14 protein-coding genes are annotated in these 16533 nt (G+C 68.7%); 11 read left to right on the top strand and 3 right to left on the bottom strand.

Translation table 11 applies throughout. The features are described from left to right. The 8 genes from rfbC to KBC94_RS19290 form a co-directional block, all read left to right on the top strand. Positions 1-290: dTDP-4-dehydrorhamnose 3,5-epimerase (rfbC, locus tag KBC94_RS19325; protein ID WP_294373687.1), on the top strand; the 290-nt coding region annotated here is incomplete at its 5' end. Positions 291-350: 60 nt separating this feature from the next. Next, positions 351-3575, top strand: a complete 3225-nt coding sequence (locus tag KBC94_RS19320; protein ID WP_294373684.1) for a glycosyltransferase — start codon at positions 351-353, stop codon at positions 3573-3575. Continuing rightward, a complete protein-coding gene (locus tag KBC94_RS19315; RefSeq protein ID WP_114801385.1) occupies positions 3572-4624 on the top strand; it encodes a dehydrogenase in 1053 nt (350 codons plus the stop codon). Before KBC94_RS19320 ends, KBC94_RS19315 begins: the two co-directional genes overlap by 4 nt. Before the next feature lie 8 nt (positions 4625-4632). Beyond that, a complete protein-coding gene (locus tag KBC94_RS19310; protein WP_043114649.1) occupies positions 4633-5202 on the top strand; it encodes a D-sedoheptulose 7-phosphate isomerase in 570 nt (189 codons plus the stop codon). Next, on the top strand, positions 5199-5933 hold the full coding sequence (locus KBC94_RS19305; RefSeq protein ID WP_294373679.1) for a sugar phosphate nucleotidyltransferase: 735 nt from the start codon (positions 5199-5201) through the stop codon (positions 5931-5933). The genes KBC94_RS19310 and KBC94_RS19305 overlap by 4 nt, the downstream gene beginning before the upstream one ends. Further along, the gene (locus tag KBC94_RS19300; protein ID WP_155947077.1) at positions 5926-6255 is read left to right on the top strand and encodes a hypothetical protein; all 330 of its coding nucleotides are present in this window, start codon (positions 5926-5928) and stop codon (positions 6253-6255) included. Before KBC94_RS19305 ends, KBC94_RS19300 begins: the two co-directional genes overlap by 8 nt. A 10-nt stretch (positions 6256-6265) precedes the next feature. Next, positions 6266-6820: a D-glycero-beta-D-manno-heptose 1,7-bisphosphate 7-phosphatase gene (gene gmhB, locus KBC94_RS19295; RefSeq protein WP_294373667.1), complete on the top strand. Its 555-nt coding sequence runs from the start codon at positions 6266-6268 to the stop codon at positions 6818-6820. 85 nt (positions 6821-6905) lie between these two features. Continuing rightward, positions 6906-8942, top strand: a complete 2037-nt coding sequence (locus KBC94_RS19290) for a hypothetical protein (protein WP_294373663.1) — start codon at positions 6906-6908, stop codon at positions 8940-8942. 49 nt (positions 8943-8991) lie between these two features. On the opposite strand, the gene KBC94_RS19285 is transcribed toward KBC94_RS19290, so the two are convergent. Together KBC94_RS19285 and KBC94_RS19280 are read right to left on the bottom strand one after the other, a co-directional pair. Then, positions 8992-9714, bottom strand: coding sequence for an ABC transporter ATP-binding protein (locus KBC94_RS19285; protein ID WP_017757217.1), 723 nt, complete (start codon positions 9712-9714; stop codon positions 8992-8994). Positions 9715-9721: 7 nt separating this feature from the next. Beyond that, positions 9722-10528: an ABC transporter permease gene (locus KBC94_RS19280; RefSeq protein ID WP_017757218.1), complete on the bottom strand. Its 807-nt coding sequence runs from the start codon at positions 10526-10528 to the stop codon at positions 9722-9724. A gap of 154 nt (positions 10529-10682) precedes the next feature. Between KBC94_RS19280 and KBC94_RS19275 the strand changes: the two genes are divergently transcribed. The 3 genes from KBC94_RS19275 (at position 10683) to KBC94_RS19265 (ending at position 15632) form a co-directional block, all read left to right on the top strand. Continuing rightward, on the top strand, positions 10683-12704 hold the full coding sequence (locus KBC94_RS19275; protein WP_294373658.1) for an acyltransferase family protein: 2022 nt from the start codon (positions 10683-10685) through the stop codon (positions 12702-12704). Positions 12705-12765: 61 nt separating this feature from the next. Further along, the gene (locus tag KBC94_RS19270; protein WP_294373725.1) at positions 12766-14592 is read left to right on the top strand and encodes a glycosyltransferase family 2 protein; all 1827 of its coding nucleotides are present in this window, start codon (positions 12766-12768) and stop codon (positions 14590-14592) included. Positions 14593-14666: 74 nt separating this feature from the next. Next, positions 14667-15632, top strand: coding sequence for a glycosyltransferase (locus tag KBC94_RS19265; RefSeq protein ID WP_294373655.1), 966 nt, complete (start codon positions 14667-14669; stop codon positions 15630-15632). Positions 15633-15690: 58 nt separating this feature from the next. Here KBC94_RS19265 and KBC94_RS19260 read toward each other — a convergent pair whose 3' ends face one another. Further along, complete coding sequence (locus tag KBC94_RS19260) at positions 15691-16464, bottom strand: glycosyltransferase (RefSeq protein WP_294373652.1); 774 nt, start codon at positions 16462-16464, stop codon at positions 15691-15693. Positions 16465-16533: the final 69 nt, after the last annotated feature.

The following is a 16533-nucleotide window of genomic DNA, read 5'->3' as shown; positions in this document are numbered from 1 at the left end:
TCCGCAAGAGCTCGCCGACCTTCGGGCAGTGGGTGGGCGTGGAGCTGAGCGAGAGCAACCACCGGCAGCTGTGGATTCCGGCCGGCTTTGCGCACGGCTTCGTGGTGACCAGCGACAGCGCGGACTTTCTGTACAAGGCCAGCGACTACTACGCGCCGGCGCATGAGCGCAGCATCCTGTGGAGCGATCCGGACATCGGGATCGAATGGCCCGACTTCGGGGGCGAGCCGAAGGTGTCTGCCAAGGATGCGGCAGCTTTGCACTTGGCTCAGGCGGATGTCTTTGGCTGACGACTCCAGCCTTTTTGCCAGAGCCGAAGCGCGGCCCGACGCCTGCTGCGCGTCGAAGCGGTGCAGTCAAATCAGACCAAGCAGAAGAGCGCGATGATGGAATTCACAGGGGAGCGGTACATGCCCACCGAAGGGGGCGAATTGCGGTACGAGCACATGCATCGCTACGCATGGGCAGCGCAATACGCCGCAGGCAGGGCAGTATTGGATATCGCATGCGGCGAGGGGTACGGATCGGCACTGCTCGCCGCGCACGCGCGTTCCGTCACGGGGGTCGATGTTTCGGAGGATGCCGTGGCGCACGCGCATGTGGCGTACGCGGATATCCCGAACCTGAAATTCCGGCAAGGCAGTGCCGACGCCATTCCGTTCGAGAGCAGCCACTTCGACATGGTCGTCTCGTTCGAGACCATCGAGCATCTTTCGACGCAGAGGGAAATGATCGCGGAGATTCGGCGTGTCCTGAAGCCGGACGGCGTGCTCATCATTTCGTCCCCAAACAAGAAGACCTACTCGGATGACCGCAACTACGTCAACGAATATCACGTCAAGGAACTGTACTTCGACGAGTTCGATGCGCTGCTGAGGACGCAGTTCTCCAGCGTCTCCTACATGGGCCAGCGCTTTCTGACCTTGTCGGCATTGCTCCCGCAGGACGCATCTGAGGCCGGCGCGGTTTACAAGGCCTTGTCGCTGAGCGGCAGCGATGCGTTGGATCGCACGGCCTCCGGGATCGAGCCCCTGTATTTCGTGGCGATTTGCGCGCAGTCCGGCTCCAGTCAGGTGCCGCGTCCTGAAGCGTCAGCCTTTTTCGAGCCGTCGTTCGACATATATCAGCGACAGCAAGCCGTCCTGCAGTGGGCGTCGGGGGTGGATGACGAAAGGGCAGCGCACGCCAAGCACGCGGCCGAGGCCGACGAGCGAACACGACAGGTTCGTGCTGAGCTGTCCAAGGTCGAGTTGGAATTGCGGACGCAGCGCTTGATTTGGGAGCAGCGGGTTCGTCACGCGGATGGTCGCGCGGACGTACTCGCAGCGGAGGTTCAGGCGCTTCGCACCTCTTCATCTTGGCGCTTGACGGCCCCTTTGCGCCTGATCATTGATGTCATTCGCGGGCGAGGCATAGCAGACCGCCATGTGATCAAGCAGCGCTTGCGGCATGTTGCGTATCGTGCACACGAGGCGATGCCGCTGCCCGAGTCAGTCAAAAGCATCTTGGTTTCCGCCGCCTTTCGCATCGGGGGGCCACTGTTTGCCGGTGCCCCGCGGTATCAAGCATGGCAACGCAAAAGACGCATGCCAGAGTTGTTGGCGACATTGCGCTTTGATCCGCCGTCCGAGCCACAGGTCTCGGTCGTCATCCCGGCCTACGGCAACCTCGAGATGACGCTGGCCTGCGTGGCCTCCATCGCGAAGCACCTGCCCAAGGCGCCCATCGAGGTCCTCGTGGTCGAGGACGCTTCCGGCGATCAGGACATCCTGAAGCTCGCGCAGGTGCCGGGCCTGAGGTTCCACGTCCATCCGCAGAACCTCGGCTTCCTGCGCTCCTGCAACGCGGCGGCGAAGATGGCCCGGGGCCGGTACATCTGCTTCCTCAACAACGACACCGAGGTCGAGGCGGGCTGGATCGACACCATGCTCGAACTCTTCGAGCGCGACCCGAAGTGCGGCATGGTGGGCTCCAAGCTGCTCTATCCAGACGGCCGCCTGCAGGAGGCGGGCGGCATCCTCTGGCGCGACGGCAGCGCCTGGAACCTCGGCCGGCTGGACGACCCGGATCACAGCCGCTACAACTACGTCAAGGAGGTCGACTACTGCTCGGGCGCCTCCATCCTGCTGGAGCGTACCCTCTTCGACGAGCTGGGCGGCTTCGACGAGTACTACCTGCCGGCCTACTGTGAGGATTCCGACCTGGCCTTCCGCATTCGGGCCCGGGGCCTGAAGGTCCTCTACCAACCCGCGTCGCGCGTCATCCATCACGAGGGGCTGTCCCACGGCACCGACACCGGCTCGGGGGTCAAGGCCTACCAGGTGGCCAATCAGCGCAAGTTCCTCCAGCGATGGGCCCAGGTGCTGGAGCGCGAGCATTTCGCCAACGGCGAGCATGCCCTGCTGGCGCAGGACCGCGCCAATCTGTGCAAGACGATCCTCATCATCGACCACTACATCCCGCAGCCGGACCGGGATGCGGGGTCGCGCTCGATGAACGCCTTCATCGACGTCCTGTTGTCCATGGGGCTGCGCGTGAAGTTCTGGCCCCACAACCTGCAGCCCGATCCGGTGTACGGGCCCCAGTTGCAGCAACGGGGCGTGGAGGTCATCTACGGCGCGCGCTATCACCAGGGTTTCGAGGCCTGGATCCGCGAGATGGGCCGGGACCTGGACTATGTCCTGATCAGCCGGCCGGATGTCGCCGCGGCCTTCCTGCCGGCGCTGTGTGCATACAGCCCGGCGAAGCGGCTCTACTACGGCCACGACCTGCACTACGAGCGTGAGCTCGCGAGCGCGCGGCTGAGCGGGGATGCCACGGCCGCCGAGGCGGCCGAGCGCATGCGGCAGCTGGAGCTGAGCATCTGGCTGCAGGTGAGCACGATCTACTATCCCTCGCCCACCGAGACGGCGGCGGTCCAGTCCCATCCGGGCGTGGGCATGGCCCGCACCCTGCCGCCGTACTGTTTCGAGCCCCGCCCGACGGCGCCCCTGGAAGGGCGCGAGCGGCGGCGGCTGCTCTTCGTGGCCGGCTTTGCGCACCGTCCCAACGTGGACGCTGCCGTCTGGTTCATGGCGCAGGTTTTTCCGCTGGTGCTGGCCGCCGAGCCGGACGTGCAGCTGATGCTGGTCGGCTCCAATCCCTCCCCCGAGGTGAAGGCGCTGGCGAGCGAACGTGTCGAAGTCACGGGCTATGTCACCGACGCTGAGCTCGAGGCGATCTATGCGCGCGTCGGCCTGGCTGTGGTGCCGTTGCGCTTCGGCGCCGGCATCAAGGGCAAGGTCGTGGAGGCCATGCACCACGGCGTGCCCCTGGTGACCACCTCGGTCGGCGTGCAGGGCCTGAGCAGCACCGGCGATGCCGCCAGCGTGGCGGACGAGCCGCAGCAGATGGCGCACGAGATCCTGCGCCTGCTGCGGGACGACGCCGCCTGGCGGCAGTCCGCCGCAGCGGGCCCGGCCTACGTGGCCGCGCATTTCTCGGCCGCGGCGATGGAAGCTGTCCTGGTGCAGGACATCGATGCCCGGCCCTACACCGACTACACGCGCTCTGCGATCAAGGAGACGTTTGCATGAAGGCAATCATTCCTTCTTCCACGGTCGTGGCCCGCGCCAGGGCGCCGCTGCGGCTCGGCCTGGGCGGCGGGGGCACCGATGTCTCCCCCTACTGCGACCAATACGGCGGCGAGGTGCTCAATGTCACCATCGACAAGTACGCCTATGCCACGGTGTGCGCGGCCGAGCACGGCACGGTCCGCCTGACGGCGGCCGACAGCGGACGTGTGTGGCAGGGTGTGGCCGAGCCCGTGCTCCAGCGACAGCAGGGCCTGGACCTGCACGTTGGCGTCTACAACCGGGTCGTGCGCGACTTCATGGGCGGCCAGCCGCTCGCCGTGGACGTCATCACCCATTCGGAAGCGCCCCCCGGCTCGGGGCTGGGCTCTTCGTCCACCATGGTGGTGGCGCTGCTCCAGGCCTTCTGCGAGTACCTGTCCCTGCCCCTGGGCGAATACGACATCGCCAGCCTGGCCCACGACATCGAGCGCGTGGACCTGGGCATGGCCGGCGGCAAGCAGGACCAGTACGCGGCCACCTTCGGCGGCATGAACTTCATGGAGTTCTACGCCGACCGCGTCATCGTCAATCCGCTGCGCATGAAGGCCGAACTCAAGGCGGAGCTGGAGTCCTCGGTGGTGCTCTTCTACACGGGCGTCTCGCGCGAATCCGCCGCGATCATCGCGGAGCAGACGGACCACATCCGCCGCCGCGACAGCGCGCCGCTGGAGGCGATGCATCGCGTCAAGGCCGAGGCCCGTGCCATGAAGGAGGCCGTGCTCACCGGCAACCTCGAGGCCTTCGCCCAGTCGATGCGGACCGGCTGGGAAGAAAAGAAGAAGCTGGCCCGCAGCATCAGCAATGCGGCCATCGACGAGGTCTATGACGCGGCCATGGCGGCCGGGGCGCTTGCCGGCAAGGTCTCCGGCGCCGGAGGCGGCGGCTTCATGATGTTCGTGGCAGAGCTGTCGCGGCGTCCTGAAGTCATGCGCTGCCTGCAGCGCTTCAATGGCCAGGTCTTCACCTGCAATTTCACCGAGCGTGGCGCTCATTCCTGGAGAAAGAATTGAAATCCATCATCGAACAGCAGATCGACGCCACCCTGGCCTGCCTGCGGGCCGTGCGCGAAGACACGGCCCTGCTGGGCCGGGTCGAGGAGGTCGTCGAGGTCATCGTGCAGGCCTTGCAGCGCGGCAACAAGCTGCTGCTCGCGGGCAATGGCGGCAGTGCGGCCGACGCCCAGCACATCGCCGGCGAGTTCGTCAGCCGATTCATGTACGACCGGCCCGGCCTGCCGGCCTTCGCGCTCACGACGGACACGTCGATCCTGACCTCGGTGGGCAACGACTACGGCTTCGAGAGGGTGTTCGAGCGCCAGGTGCAGGCGGTGGGCGTGCGCGGCGACGTGCTCTGGGTCTATTCGACTTCGGGCAAGTCGTCCAACATCCTGCGCGCCATGCGCCAGGCCCGGCAGGGTGGCCTGACGGTGATCGGCTTCACGGGCGAGCGCGGCTGGGCGGAGCCGGACCTGTGCGACATCGAGATCGCCGTGCCGTCGCCCGAGACGCCGCGCATCCAGGAAGGCCATGCCATGCTGGGCCACATCATCTGCGGGCTGGTGGAGGCCCGGATCTTTCCCCGACCATGATGGAGCCGGCCCTGGTTCTCGCGGGCGGGCTCGGCACCCGCCTGCGCGCGGTGGTGGGCATGTCGACGCCCAAGCCCATGGCCATGGTGGGCGGCGAGCCCTTCCTGCATTGGTTGCTGCGCATGCTGGCGCGCCAGGGGGTGCCGGCGGTGTACCTGTCCGTCGGCTTCCTTCACGACGCCATCAGCGGTGCGCTGGGGGACCGTTTCGAAGGACTGGACCTGCATTACGTCGTCGAGCCGGAGCCACTGGGCACAGGTGGTGCCGTCGCCCTGGCCGCCAGCCGCATTGCGGCGCCCCGCTTCCTGGTCCTCAATGGGGACACTCTGGCGGCGATGGACCTCCAGGCCTTCGCGGCCCAGGCCCGCGCCGACGCCGCCGACCTGAGCATCGCGCTGGCGCAGACGTCCGATGTCGGCCGCTATGGCGCCGTCCTGTACGAGCCGGACACGCGCAAGGTGACCGGCTTCGCGGAGAAGGGTGGCAGCGGTGCGGGCTGGATCAATGCCGGCGTCTACATGGTCGACAAGGCCGCCCTGCAGCGGCTGGACCTGCCGACCCGGTTTTCGTTCGAGCGCGATCTGATGGCCGATCGGCTGGCCCAGCTGGACATGCGCGCATGGCCCGGCGTCCAGGACTTCATCGACATCGGCGTTCCCGAGGACTACGCCCTGGCGCAGACGAAGGTTCCCAGGCTCGTCGGGTCATCGCCCAAGGGCGGGCATGCGTGAGCCGTGGAGCCGCTGGTGCAGCGGACTCCTGCCGGCAGCGACCCATCTGCGGGCCGTCGGCACGGCCGCCGACATGAAGGCCGGACGACGGCTTGGCCGCAGCCGGCGTGCTGTCGACGCGGCCGCGTTCGGGGAGCGGCCGTTGCGGGAACACCGGGGCGAGCCGTCGTTCCATGTGCCGGGCCATCGCGCGGCCTGCATCGATTTCGGCTGGGGCGAACCGCGCCAGGCCGGTTTTGCGCGCGCCCACGTCGCGGGCCCTGCCTCGGCACCGTGCGAGCCCCTGGGTGGCATCCAGCGCGTGCTGCGTGCCACCACCTGAGCGCCGCGCCATGGGACGACCCACGCTTTTCCTCGACCGTGACGGCGTCATCAACGTCGACCACGGCTATGTGCACAGGCCGGACAAGACCGATTTCGTCCCGGGCATCTTCGAACTCGTCGCGCAGGCCAATCGCCGGGGCTGGCTCGTGGTGGTGGTGACGAACCAGGCCGGCATCGCACGGGGCTACTACGACGAGCGCCAGTTCCATGACTACATGGACTGGGTGCGCGCGCAATTCCAAAGGCAGGGCGCCCGCCTCGATGCCATCTATTTCTGCCCTCATCATCCACAGCACGGCCAAGGCCGCTACCTGGCCGAGTGCGATTGCCGAAAGCCTGCGCCCGGCATGCTGTTGAAGGCCATGGCCGAGCACGCCATCGACCTCGCGGCCTCCGTCATGGTGGGTGACACGCGCACGGACATGGAGGCCGGCCTGCGCGCCGGGGTAGGGCGCATGTACTGGCTCGGCGGGCCCGCCGACGCGGAGATTCCCCAGGCCCGGCGCGTGGCCGTTCTGGAAGACGTCGCCCAGGACCTCTGGCCGTCGTCCGGCGCCGAGTGACGCGCCGCCGCTCCACGGGGGCGGACGGGTTGGGTGCCGGACCGCGTCTTGTGCACCCTCGTGGGATTCAAAAAGAATGGGAGTGTTGCCGATGAGCGAAACGCGGCGCTTTGGTCTGTTCGTCCTTGCAGGATGTCTTTTTTCGGTCTACCTCGGCAAGGACCTCAACTGGGACCTGCTGAACTACCACTATTACAACCCCTGGGCCCTCCTGCACGGCCGGCGGACGATCGACCTGTTCCCGGCGCAGTCGCAGACCCTCTTCAATCCGCTGATCGACCTGCCCTTCTACGTGGCGGCCAGGCATTGGCCGGATCATGTGGTCGTCTTCCTGATGGGTGCGCCCTTCGGCGCGGCCACGTACCTAGTGTGGAAGCTGACCGCCGCGCAGGAAGCGCCGGCCGCTGGACGTGCGGCCCGCTGGCAATTGCTGGCCCTGCGCGTCGCCATCACCGGCCTGGCCGTCTCGGGCGCGGCGGGCCTCGCCCAGGCCAATTCGACCACTGGCGAATGGGTGGTCGCCGCGCTCATCCTTGCAGGCGTCTGGGGCATCGTCTCGGCGGGCGTTGCCGATGCGCGCGCATGGGATCGCCGTTTGGCGCTGGGTGGACTGCTGCTGGGCATGGCGGTCGGATTGAAACTGAACGCCGCAGTGCCCGTGGTCGGCTTCACTGTGGCCTTGCCGCTGCTGCGTCGCCCTGACGGGCTGAGGCTGCGCCTGCGGGGCGCCGTCGGCTTCGCCCTGGCCGGCATCCTGGGTTTCCTCATCTTGGCGGGCCCATGGATGTGGCTGCTCCAGCGGGACTACCAGAGCCCGCTTTTCCCCTTCTTCAACGGGGTGTTCCGCTCGCCCTGGCTCGAAGACGGCAGCATGCTGGACCGGCGCTTCCTGCCGCAGGAATGGGCGGATGTCCTCAAGCTGCCGTTCTATGCCCTGCTGGTGAAGAACACCCTGCACTCGGAATTTCCGATCCGCGACCCGCGCCTCCTGATCGGGTGCGTCGTGGCCGTCCCGACCCTGCTGGCGATGCTGCGGCCCCGGTGGCGCGCCGCGGTGGCGCCCCGCCGTGTCTTCCTCGCGGTCGTCTTCCTGGTCATCTATTTCGTCTGGATCCGGCTCTTCGGCATCTACCGCTATGCCATCCTGCTCGAGATCCTTGCCCTGCTCCTGCTGCATGCAGTGCTGATCGATCTGCTGCGGCGCGGGGCTGCCGAGCGCGCGGCCGCGGCAGCTCTTCTGAGCCTGGGCTCCGCGGCCTTGCTCACGGTGGCGCCGAACTTGGGGCATGTGGATGTCACGGGCAAACGGTACTTCTCGGGCGCGGCCCTGCCGCCCCTGCCCAAGGGCGCGATGCTGCTGTCGATGTCCGACTCGCCCGTCGGTTACATGGCGGCGCTCTGGCCTGGTCGCCCGGCTTTCGTGGTCCCCATGTCCAATCTGTCCTCACCCGGGCACAACGACGGCCTGCAGCGAATGATCGCCCGACGCGTGCTCGACCACCCAGGGCCGCACTATGTGATGCTGGATGGACAAGGCGAACTCAGCGCCCCCGCGCGTTATCTCTTGCTGAATTACGCGCTGTCCCCGGACATGGCCAGCTGCATGCCAGCCAGGGGGGCGGAAGGCAGCATCTTCCGGGTCTGCCGGCTGCAGCCGCGCACGGTGGACAACGCCCTCGGTTTCGATGTCGCCCGCCAGACGCCGGCGCCGACGCTCATCGGTGGCTATTTCCCGGCTGACGCGCCCGATGGCGGTGTGTGGACGGGTGCCTTCGCGCGCGTCGTGGCGTCGCGGGCGGTGGTGGACAAAGGCATGGACCTCGTCATCGAGGCCGGCATCCCGGAGGGCCTGCTGGTCCTCGCCGATCCTCGCGCCCCGCTCGGGGTTGCCACGGTGTGGATCAATGGCGTCGTGGTGAAGGTGGAGCCGCTGCGCGCCGGGCACGGGGTGTCGATGCGCATACCGGCGTCCGTGGTCCGGAGCGCGGCAGAAGGCTTTCCGTCTGTGGGCGTACAGGTGCGCGTCTCCCGGGAGGTGGTCCCGGCGGCGGCCGGCCTGGGGCCGGACCAGCGCGCACTGGGCATGAGCGTGCGCCGCATCGCATTCGAATCGCCCGCCTGAACGGGGGGGCCCGCCCGGGGCCGCTGTCCGGGGCGGGGGCGGGTCGCTCTCAGTCGAGCAGCTCGGGCGGCTCGGTGCTCACCACCCGCCCGTGCTCCAGCCGGATGAACCGGTTGCATTCCTTCAACAGCAACTTCGGCGAATGCGAGGCCAGCACCAGGATGCCCGACTTGGCCACCATCTCGGTCATGCGCTGCTCGGCCTTGGCCTGGAAGTCGGCGTCGCCGACCGAGAGCCATTCGTCCATCAGCAGGATGTCCGCCGTCATGCTGGTGCAGATGGCGAAGGCCAGGCGCATCACCATGCCGGTCGAATAGGTGCGCACGGGCATGTTCACGTACTCGCCCAGGCCGCTGAACTCGCAGATCTCGGGCGTCATGGCCTCGATCTGGCGGCGCTTGAGGCCCATCGACAGGCCGCGCAGCATGATGTTCTCGACGCCGCTCGCGTCGCGCTCGATGCCCATCGACGGGTCGATCAGGCTGGCCACGCTGCCGATGCGGGCGAACTCGCCCGAGGTGGGCTCGTAGACGCCGGCCAGCAGGCGCAGCAGGGTGGACTTGCCGGCGCCGTTGTGGCCCAGGATGCCCAGGCGGTCGCCGGCCTTGAGTTCGAGGTCGATGTCCGACAGCGCCTGCACCACCGTCACGCCGGTTTCCTTGCCCACGCGGCCACCGGTGACCGAGGCGGCCAGCGTCTTCTTGAACGAGGTGGCGCTGGCGCCGTAGATCGGAAAGCCCAGGCTGACGTTCTTGAGCGAGAGGGAGGTCATGGGCGACTCAGAGCCAGAAGACGATGCGGCGGCGATAGCGCGCGAAGAGGATGCAGGCCACGGTGATGTTGATCACCGTCCAGATGGCCATGCCCGCCCAGTTGTGCCAGTGCGCGACGCCGCCCATCAGCGGCGTGCGCAGCAGATCCAGCATCTGCGCCAGGGGGTTCCACAGCATGTACTTGGCCCGGTCGGGGAGGTTCTCGGGCAGCCAGAACACGGGCGTGAGGAACATCAGCATCTGCATGACGCTGGCAATGATCTGGGCCACGTCCCGGAAGCGCGTGCACAGGATGCCCAGGCCGATGCCGATGCAGTGGGCATTGACGATGAGCAGGGCGAAGGCCGGAATGACCATCAGCGCCGGCCATGACAGCGAGATGCCCGTCCACAGGGCCACCGGCACGAACAGGATGATGTGGTGGGCAAACTGGATGACGCTGCGCGCCTGGGTGCGCCAGACGAACATGCTCACCGGGAAGTAACCCTGCTTGAGGTAGTTCTGCGCATTGATGAAGGCATCGCCCGAGTCGATCACCGTCACCGAGAAGAAGGTCCAGAAGATGATGCCCAGCGCCAGGTGCGGGAAGAACTTCGACAGCTCGGTGCCGAAGAGCGAGGCATACAGCGGCCCCATGCCGCCGATCATGGCGCCCATGCTCAGGGTCAGCCACAGCGGCCCGAGCGTCGAGCGGCGGTAGCGCAGCACGATGTCGAACCAGGCCAGGGTCCACCAGATGTCGATGCGGCGGGTGCCTTCCCACCAGTCCTTCCACGCGCTTCTGTGCAGGTTGGAGTGGACGGTGGTTGTCATGCGGTCGGGGGCTGAAGGGAAGCGCGGGATTCTATCCGGGGGCTTTTCCCGGTGGGTTTTCCGGGCAGTCCGCGCCGCAGGGGCGTCGGACGGGTATGGATAATCCGCGGTCCTGTTCAGCACAGTGTGGCCCTGCGCCACCCGGCCGCACCGCATGCCGCCCAGCCCCGCCACCGCGCCTTCACTCTCCCACCCGGCCTACCGCCCCGACATCGACGGACTGCGCGCGATCGCGGTGCTGTCGGTCATCATCTTCCATGCCTCGCCGCGCTGGCTGCCCGGCGGCTTCGTGGGCGTGGACATCTTCTTCGTCATCTCGGGCTTCCTGATCTCCACCATCATGTTCGGCAGCCTGGCCGGCGGCGGGTTCAGCTATGCCGAGTTCTATGCCCGGCGCATCCGCCGCATCTTCCCGGGCCTGGTTCTGATGCTGATCGCCACGCTGGCCTTTGGCTGGTGGGTGCTGCTGGCGGACGAGTTCCGACAACTGGGCAAGCACGTGCTGGCCAGCGCGGGCTTCGTGGCCAACCTGGTTCTGTGGGGCGAGGCCGGCTACTTCGACACCGTGGTCGAGACCAAGCCGCTGCTGCATCTGTGGTCGCTGGCGGTGGAGGAGCAGTTCTACATCTTCTGGCCGCTGCTGCTGACGCTGGCCTGGAAGCGCCAGCACCTGTTGCGGTGGATGGGCGTGGCGGTGGGGCTGTCCTTCCTGCTCAACGTCGGGCTGGTGGTGCGCCATCCGGATGCCGCCTTCTACATGCCGTTCACGCGCGTGTGGGAGCTGGGCGCGGGGGCGATGCTGGCCTGGGTCGCCTGGCGCCGGGGCCCCGGCGCCGCGCCGCTGCCCGGGCACCAGTTCATGGGGGCGGCCGGGCTCGCCTGTATCGTGGCCGCCCTGGGCCTGCTCGACCGGTACAAGGCCTTCCCGGGCTTCTGGGCCGTGCTGCCGGTGCTGGGCGCCTGCCTGTGCATCGCGGCGGGGCCGCAGGCCTGGTTCAACCGTCGGCTGCTTGGTGCGCGGCTCTTCGTCTGGTTCGGCCTGATCAGCTATCCGCTGTACCTGTGGCACTGGCCGCTGCTGGCCTATGCGCGCGTGCTGCAGGAAGGCTTCCTCGATCCGCCGCGGGTGCTGCGCTTCGGTGCCCTGGGCGTGTCGGTGCTGCTGGCCTGGCTGACCTTCCGCTTCGTGGAGCGTCCGCTGCGGCGGGGTGGCCGCGGCGTGGTCGCGGGCCTGGCCGGAGCCATGGTGGTGCTCGCGCTGGTGGGCGCGGCGGCGCAACTGCGCTGGCTGCTGCCGCGCAACGACGATCCGAGCATCCAGGCCATCATGAATGCCGGGGCCGACTGGGTGTACCCGGAGGCGCTCAAGCCCTTCACCTTCGAGGGCCAGGGCTTCGAGCGCATCGACGGCGGCCCGCGCGAGGTGCTGCTGATCGGCGACAGCCACGTGGAGCAGTACCGTGCCCGTGCCCTGGCGCTGGCCGAGCGCAAGCCCGACGAGGTGTCGACCCTGCTCTTCGCGACGCGCGGCGCCTGCCCGCCGATTCCCAACCTCATCGAGGACCGCGACCCGATCTGCGGGGAGCGGCTGTCCGCCGCGCTCGACCTGGCCCGCACGCCCGCCGTCAAGGCCGTGGTAATCGGCGGCTGCTGGGGCTGCTATTTCGACGTGGACCAGGCCCCGCCGACCGCCAGCGCCCCGCCGCCGCCCGACCATTACTACTACCGCGACGCCCAGGGCCATCGCCACCTGCTGCGAGGCGGCGATGGCGTGGACCAGTCCATCGCCGCGCTCGGCCGCCTGCTGGCCGAGATCCGGGCGATGGGCAAGACGCCCTACCTGCTGCTCAACATCCCCGTGGGCGCCGACTTCGAGCCGCGCAGCCGCCTCACCGGCAACCGCCTGGAGCGGATGACCGCCGCGCCCGTCACGCCGATGGCGCCCTTGCCGCCCTCGCAGGCCGCGCTGCACGAGCGGCTGCGGCAGCTGGCACTGGCCAACGGCGCGATCCCGCTGGATCCGATGGCCGGCCTGTGCCGTCCGGACGGCCAATGCGTGCGCGCGGACGGGCAGGGCGATCCGGTCTACAAGGACGCGACGCACCTGCGCGCCGCCTATGTGCGCGAAGCGGCGACCTTCCTCGACACGGCGCTGCTGGCGCCGGCCAGCCGGTGAACCCCTGGCATGACGCCTTCAGGAGCCTGAATTGACGAATCGATGGTGGCGGCTCGCCCGCATGGCCGTGACGCAGGGGCCCCGGCTCGCCACCCGGCTGCCGCAGGCCTGGCGTGTCTGGCGCAAGGCCGGCTGGCGGGGGGTGGACTGGGAGTTCCGCCGCAAGCTGCGGCCCGGCAACGATTATGGCCGCTGGGTGCGCGAGCACGACACGATCACGCCCGAGCAACGCGAGGCCCTGCGCGCACGCGCGGCCGCGCTGATCGACGGCCCGCTGATCTCGGTGTTGATGCCCTGCTACAACCCCGACCCGCAGTTCCTGCGCGCAGCTATCGCCTCGGTGCAGGCCCAGCTCTACGGCCGCTGGCAGCTGTGCATCGCCGACGATGCCTCGCCCGCGCCCGAGGTGCGGCAGGTGCTCGAAGCCTGCCAGGCCAGCGACCCACGCATCCAGGTCGTCTTCCGCCCGAAGAACGGCCACATCTCCGCCGCCTCCAACAGCGCGCTGGAACTGGTGCAGGGCGAGTGGATCGCCCTGATGGACCACGACGACCTGCTGCCCGAGGACGCCCTGCTGCGCGTGGCCGAATGCGTGCGCGACCATCCCGATGCGCAGCTCGTCTACTCCGACGAGGACAAGGTCGACGATGCGGGCCAGCGCTCGGACCCGTACTTCAAGCCCGACTGGAACCTGGATCTCTTCCGCTCGCACAACATGTTCAGCCACCTGGGCGTGCTGCGCACGGCACTGGTGCGCGAGGTCGGCGGCTTCCGCCAGGGCCTGGAAGGCTCGCAGGACTGGGACCTGGTGCTGCGCTGCGTCGAGCGCATCGCGCCCTCGCAGATCGTGCACATCCCGCGGGTGCTCTACCACTGGCGCATCCATGTGCAGAGCACGGCCAAGTCCATGGACGCCAAGCCCTATGCGGCCGTGGCCGGCGAGCGGGCGCTGGACGAGCACTTTGCGCGCCTGGGCATCCAGGCCAAGGCCGAGTACCTCGGCTATGGCTACCGCGTGCGCTATGCGCTGCCCAGCCCGCCGCCGCTGGTGTCGCTGATCATCCCGACGCGCAATGCGCTCGCGCTGGTGCGCCAGTGCATCGAGTCGATCCAGAAGCGCACCGACTACCCGAACTGGGAAATCATCCTGGTGGACAACGGCTCGGACGATCCGGCCGCGCTGGCGTACTTCGAGCGGCTGGCGCAGCAGCCCCACCTCCGCGTGCTGCGCGACGACCGGCCCTTCAACTACTCGGCGCTGAACAACCAGGCGGTGGCGCTGGCGCGCGGCGAGCTGGTGGCGCTGGTCAACAACGACATCGAGGTGATGTCGCCCGACTGGCTGTCGGAGATGGTGGGCCTGGCCGTGCAGCCGGACGTTGGCGCCGTGGGCGCGCGGCTGTGGTACCCCGACATGACGCTGCAGCATGGCGGCGTGATCCTGGGGCCGGGGGGCTGCGCCGTGCATGCGCACAAGGCCCTGCCGCGCGGCCTGAACGGCTATGCGGGGCGGGCCGCGCTGATCCAGTCCTTCAGCGCCGTGACGGCGGCCTGCCTGGTGGTGCGCAAGTCGCTGTACGAGCAGGTGGGGGGGCTGGACGAGGTGAACCTCACCGTGGCCTTCAACGACGTGGACTTCTGCCTGCGGCTGCGCGAGGCGGGCTACCGCAATGTGTGGACGCCCTATGCCGAGCTGCTGCACCACGAATCGGCCACCCGGGGCGAAGACGTGGCGCCGGAGAAGCGCGAGCGCTTCGAGCGCGAGTTGGCCTTCATGCAGCAGCGCTGGGGTGCGCTGATCGACCATGACCCGGCCTACAGCCCGAACCTCACGCTGCTGCTCGAGGACTTCAGCCTCGCGTGGCCGCCGCGCCGCACGGACGCATGACCGAGGCCGTGCCGATTCCGTCAACCGCCGCTCCGGCGTGGCCCGCGGCATCTGTCGCGCAGGCCGATGTCTCCGTGGCCCTGTGCACCCGCAATGGCGCGCGCTACCTGCCCGCGCAGGTGGCCAGCATCTGCACGCAGGACCTGCTGCCGCGCGAGATCGTGCTCTCCGACGACGACTCGTCCGACGACAGCGTCGCCGTGGTCGAGCGCACCTTGGCCGAACATGGACTTGCCACGCGCATCCCGCTCACCGTCATGCGCAACCGCCCGCCGCTGGGCGTCACCCGCAATTTCGAGCAGGCCATCCGGGCATGCCGCGGCGAGCTGATCGCCCTGTGCGACCAGGACGACGTGTGGCACGCAGGGCGGCTGCGACGCATGGTGGCCGAGTTCGAGCGCCGGCCCGAGCTGCTGCTGCTGCATTCCGACGCGCGGCTGGTGGATGGCGAGCTCAAGCCCCTGGGCCAGACCCTGCTGCAGGCGCTGGAGACCCGCCCGGGCGAACTGGCCGACATCGCGGCCGGCCGGGCCTTCGCGGCCCTGATGCACCGCAACCTGGTGACCGGCGCCACCACCATGCTGCGCCGGACCTTGCTCGACACCGCCTTGCCCATCTCGCCGCTGTGGGTGCACGACGAATGGCTGGCCACCGTGGGCGCCGCCATCGGCCGCATCGACCTGCTGGCCGAACCGTTGATGGACTATCGCCAGCACGGCAACAACCAGATCGGCGCCCAGCGCATGACGCTGCGGCAGAAGATCGACAAGGCGCTCGGCGAGCGGGGCGACAAGTACGTCCATCGCGTGCGGCGGTCCGAGGCCTTGCTGGCCTTCCTGCAGGGGCTCGGCCCGCGGGTGGCCGGAGAGACGCTGGCGCTGGCACAGGGCAAGCTGGACCATTTCCGCTTTCGGGCGGGACTGCCGCGCTGGCGTCCCGCCCGTGTGCTGCCCGTGGGCCTGCAGGCGGCACGAGGCCGTTACGCCCGCTTCGACCGCGGCCTGCCGGCCATCCTCCAGGATCTGTTGGAGCGCGGCTGATTCCGCTCGTCTCGCGACAGGGCCTGCGCCGCGCGATCCGCGCCGGCGCGCCGCCCCATCACCCGGGCGGCGAAGCCTGCGCAGCTTCGCGGGCCAGCAGCCCCCGGTAGCGCCAGAAGGCGGCCGAGCCCCACACCTTCAGCAGGCTGCTCACGTGCCACCACAGGTGCCGCAGGCGCGTGCGGCTGGCACGCTGGGCCTCGTGCCGCGCCCGCTGGTCCTCGGCGATCTGGATGCGCCAGCCGGCCAGGCGCAGGCGCGCACAGATGTCGAAGTCCTCGCCGTACATGAAGAAGCGCTCGTCGAAGCCGCCGATCCGGCGGTAAGCCTCGCTGCGAAAGAGCATGAACAGGCCCGGGATCCAGTCGGGCACGGCCGGGATGCCGTAGCCGGGCTTGCGGCGCTGGAGGATCTCGGTCGGCGTGAGCAGCGCGCGGTGCTGCTCCGGCGCCGCCTTGCCAGGCTCCAGGATGCGCGGTGCCAGCAGGCCGGCGCCGGCCGCGGCCTGGGCCAGCAGCGGCGAGAGCACGTCATGGTCCAGCCGGATGTCCGGGTTCAGCACCAGGAACCACGGGGTCTGGCAGTGCCCGAATGCCTGGTTGTTGTTGGCGCCGAAGCCCATCGGGGCCGGGTTGTCCAGCCGCAGTAGCGGCAGGCCGGGCGGCGCGTCGCCCAGGAGATCGGGCTCGGGAATGTTGACCGTGAGCACCACGCGATCGATCAGCGGGCCGCAGAAGCGGGCGAGCTGATGCAGCAGCGGCAGGATCAGCGCCTGCTGTCCGTGGCTCACGATGGAGATGGTCAGCGGCGGGCGGTCTGTCAGCTCAGGCATGGTCTAATTTCGCACGGGATTCTAGGAGGCTGCCCCGTGGCCTCGCGCCTGGCGCGTCCCGCTCCCCCG

It is taken from the genome of Pseudacidovorax sp. (genome assembly GCF_017991995.1).
Classification (GTDB): Bacteria; Pseudomonadota; Gammaproteobacteria; order Burkholderiales; family Burkholderiaceae_C; genus Xenophilus.
Note: the sequence above shows the minus strand (reverse complement) of the source record. Positions and strands in the feature narration are given on the sequence as shown.

Excerpts from the sequence above, each read along its gene's own strand:
- KBC94_RS19305 (WP_294373679.1), top strand. The coding sequence starts at position 5,199 with ATGATGGAGCCGGCCCTGGTTCTCGCGGGCGGGCTCGGCACCCGCCTG.
- gmhB (WP_294373667.1), top strand. The coding sequence starts at position 6,266 with ATGGGACGACCCACGCTTTTCCTCGACCGTGACGGCGTCATCAACGTC.
- KBC94_RS19300 (WP_155947077.1), top strand. The coding sequence starts at position 5,926 with ATGCGTGAGCCGTGGAGCCGCTGGTGCAGCGGACTCCTGCCGGCAGCG.
- KBC94_RS19285 (WP_017757217.1), bottom strand. The coding sequence starts at position 9,714 with ATGACCTCCCTCTCGCTCAAGAACGTCAGCCTGGGCTTTCCGATCTAC.
- KBC94_RS19315 (WP_114801385.1), top strand. The coding sequence starts at position 3,572 with ATGAAGGCAATCATTCCTTCTTCCACGGTCGTGGCCCGCGCCAGGGCG.
- KBC94_RS19275 (WP_294373658.1), top strand. The coding sequence starts at position 10,683 with ATGCCGCCCAGCCCCGCCACCGCGCCTTCACTCTCCCACCCGGCCTAC.
- KBC94_RS19280 (WP_017757218.1), bottom strand. The coding sequence starts at position 10,528 with ATGACAACCACCGTCCACTCCAACCTGCACAGAAGCGCGTGGAAGGAC.
- KBC94_RS19260 (WP_294373652.1), bottom strand. The coding sequence starts at position 16,464 with ATGCCTGAGCTGACAGACCGCCCGCCGCTGACCATCTCCATCGTGAGC.
- KBC94_RS19270 (WP_294373725.1), top strand. The coding sequence starts at position 12,766 with ATGGCCGTGACGCAGGGGCCCCGGCTCGCCACCCGGCTGCCGCAGGCC.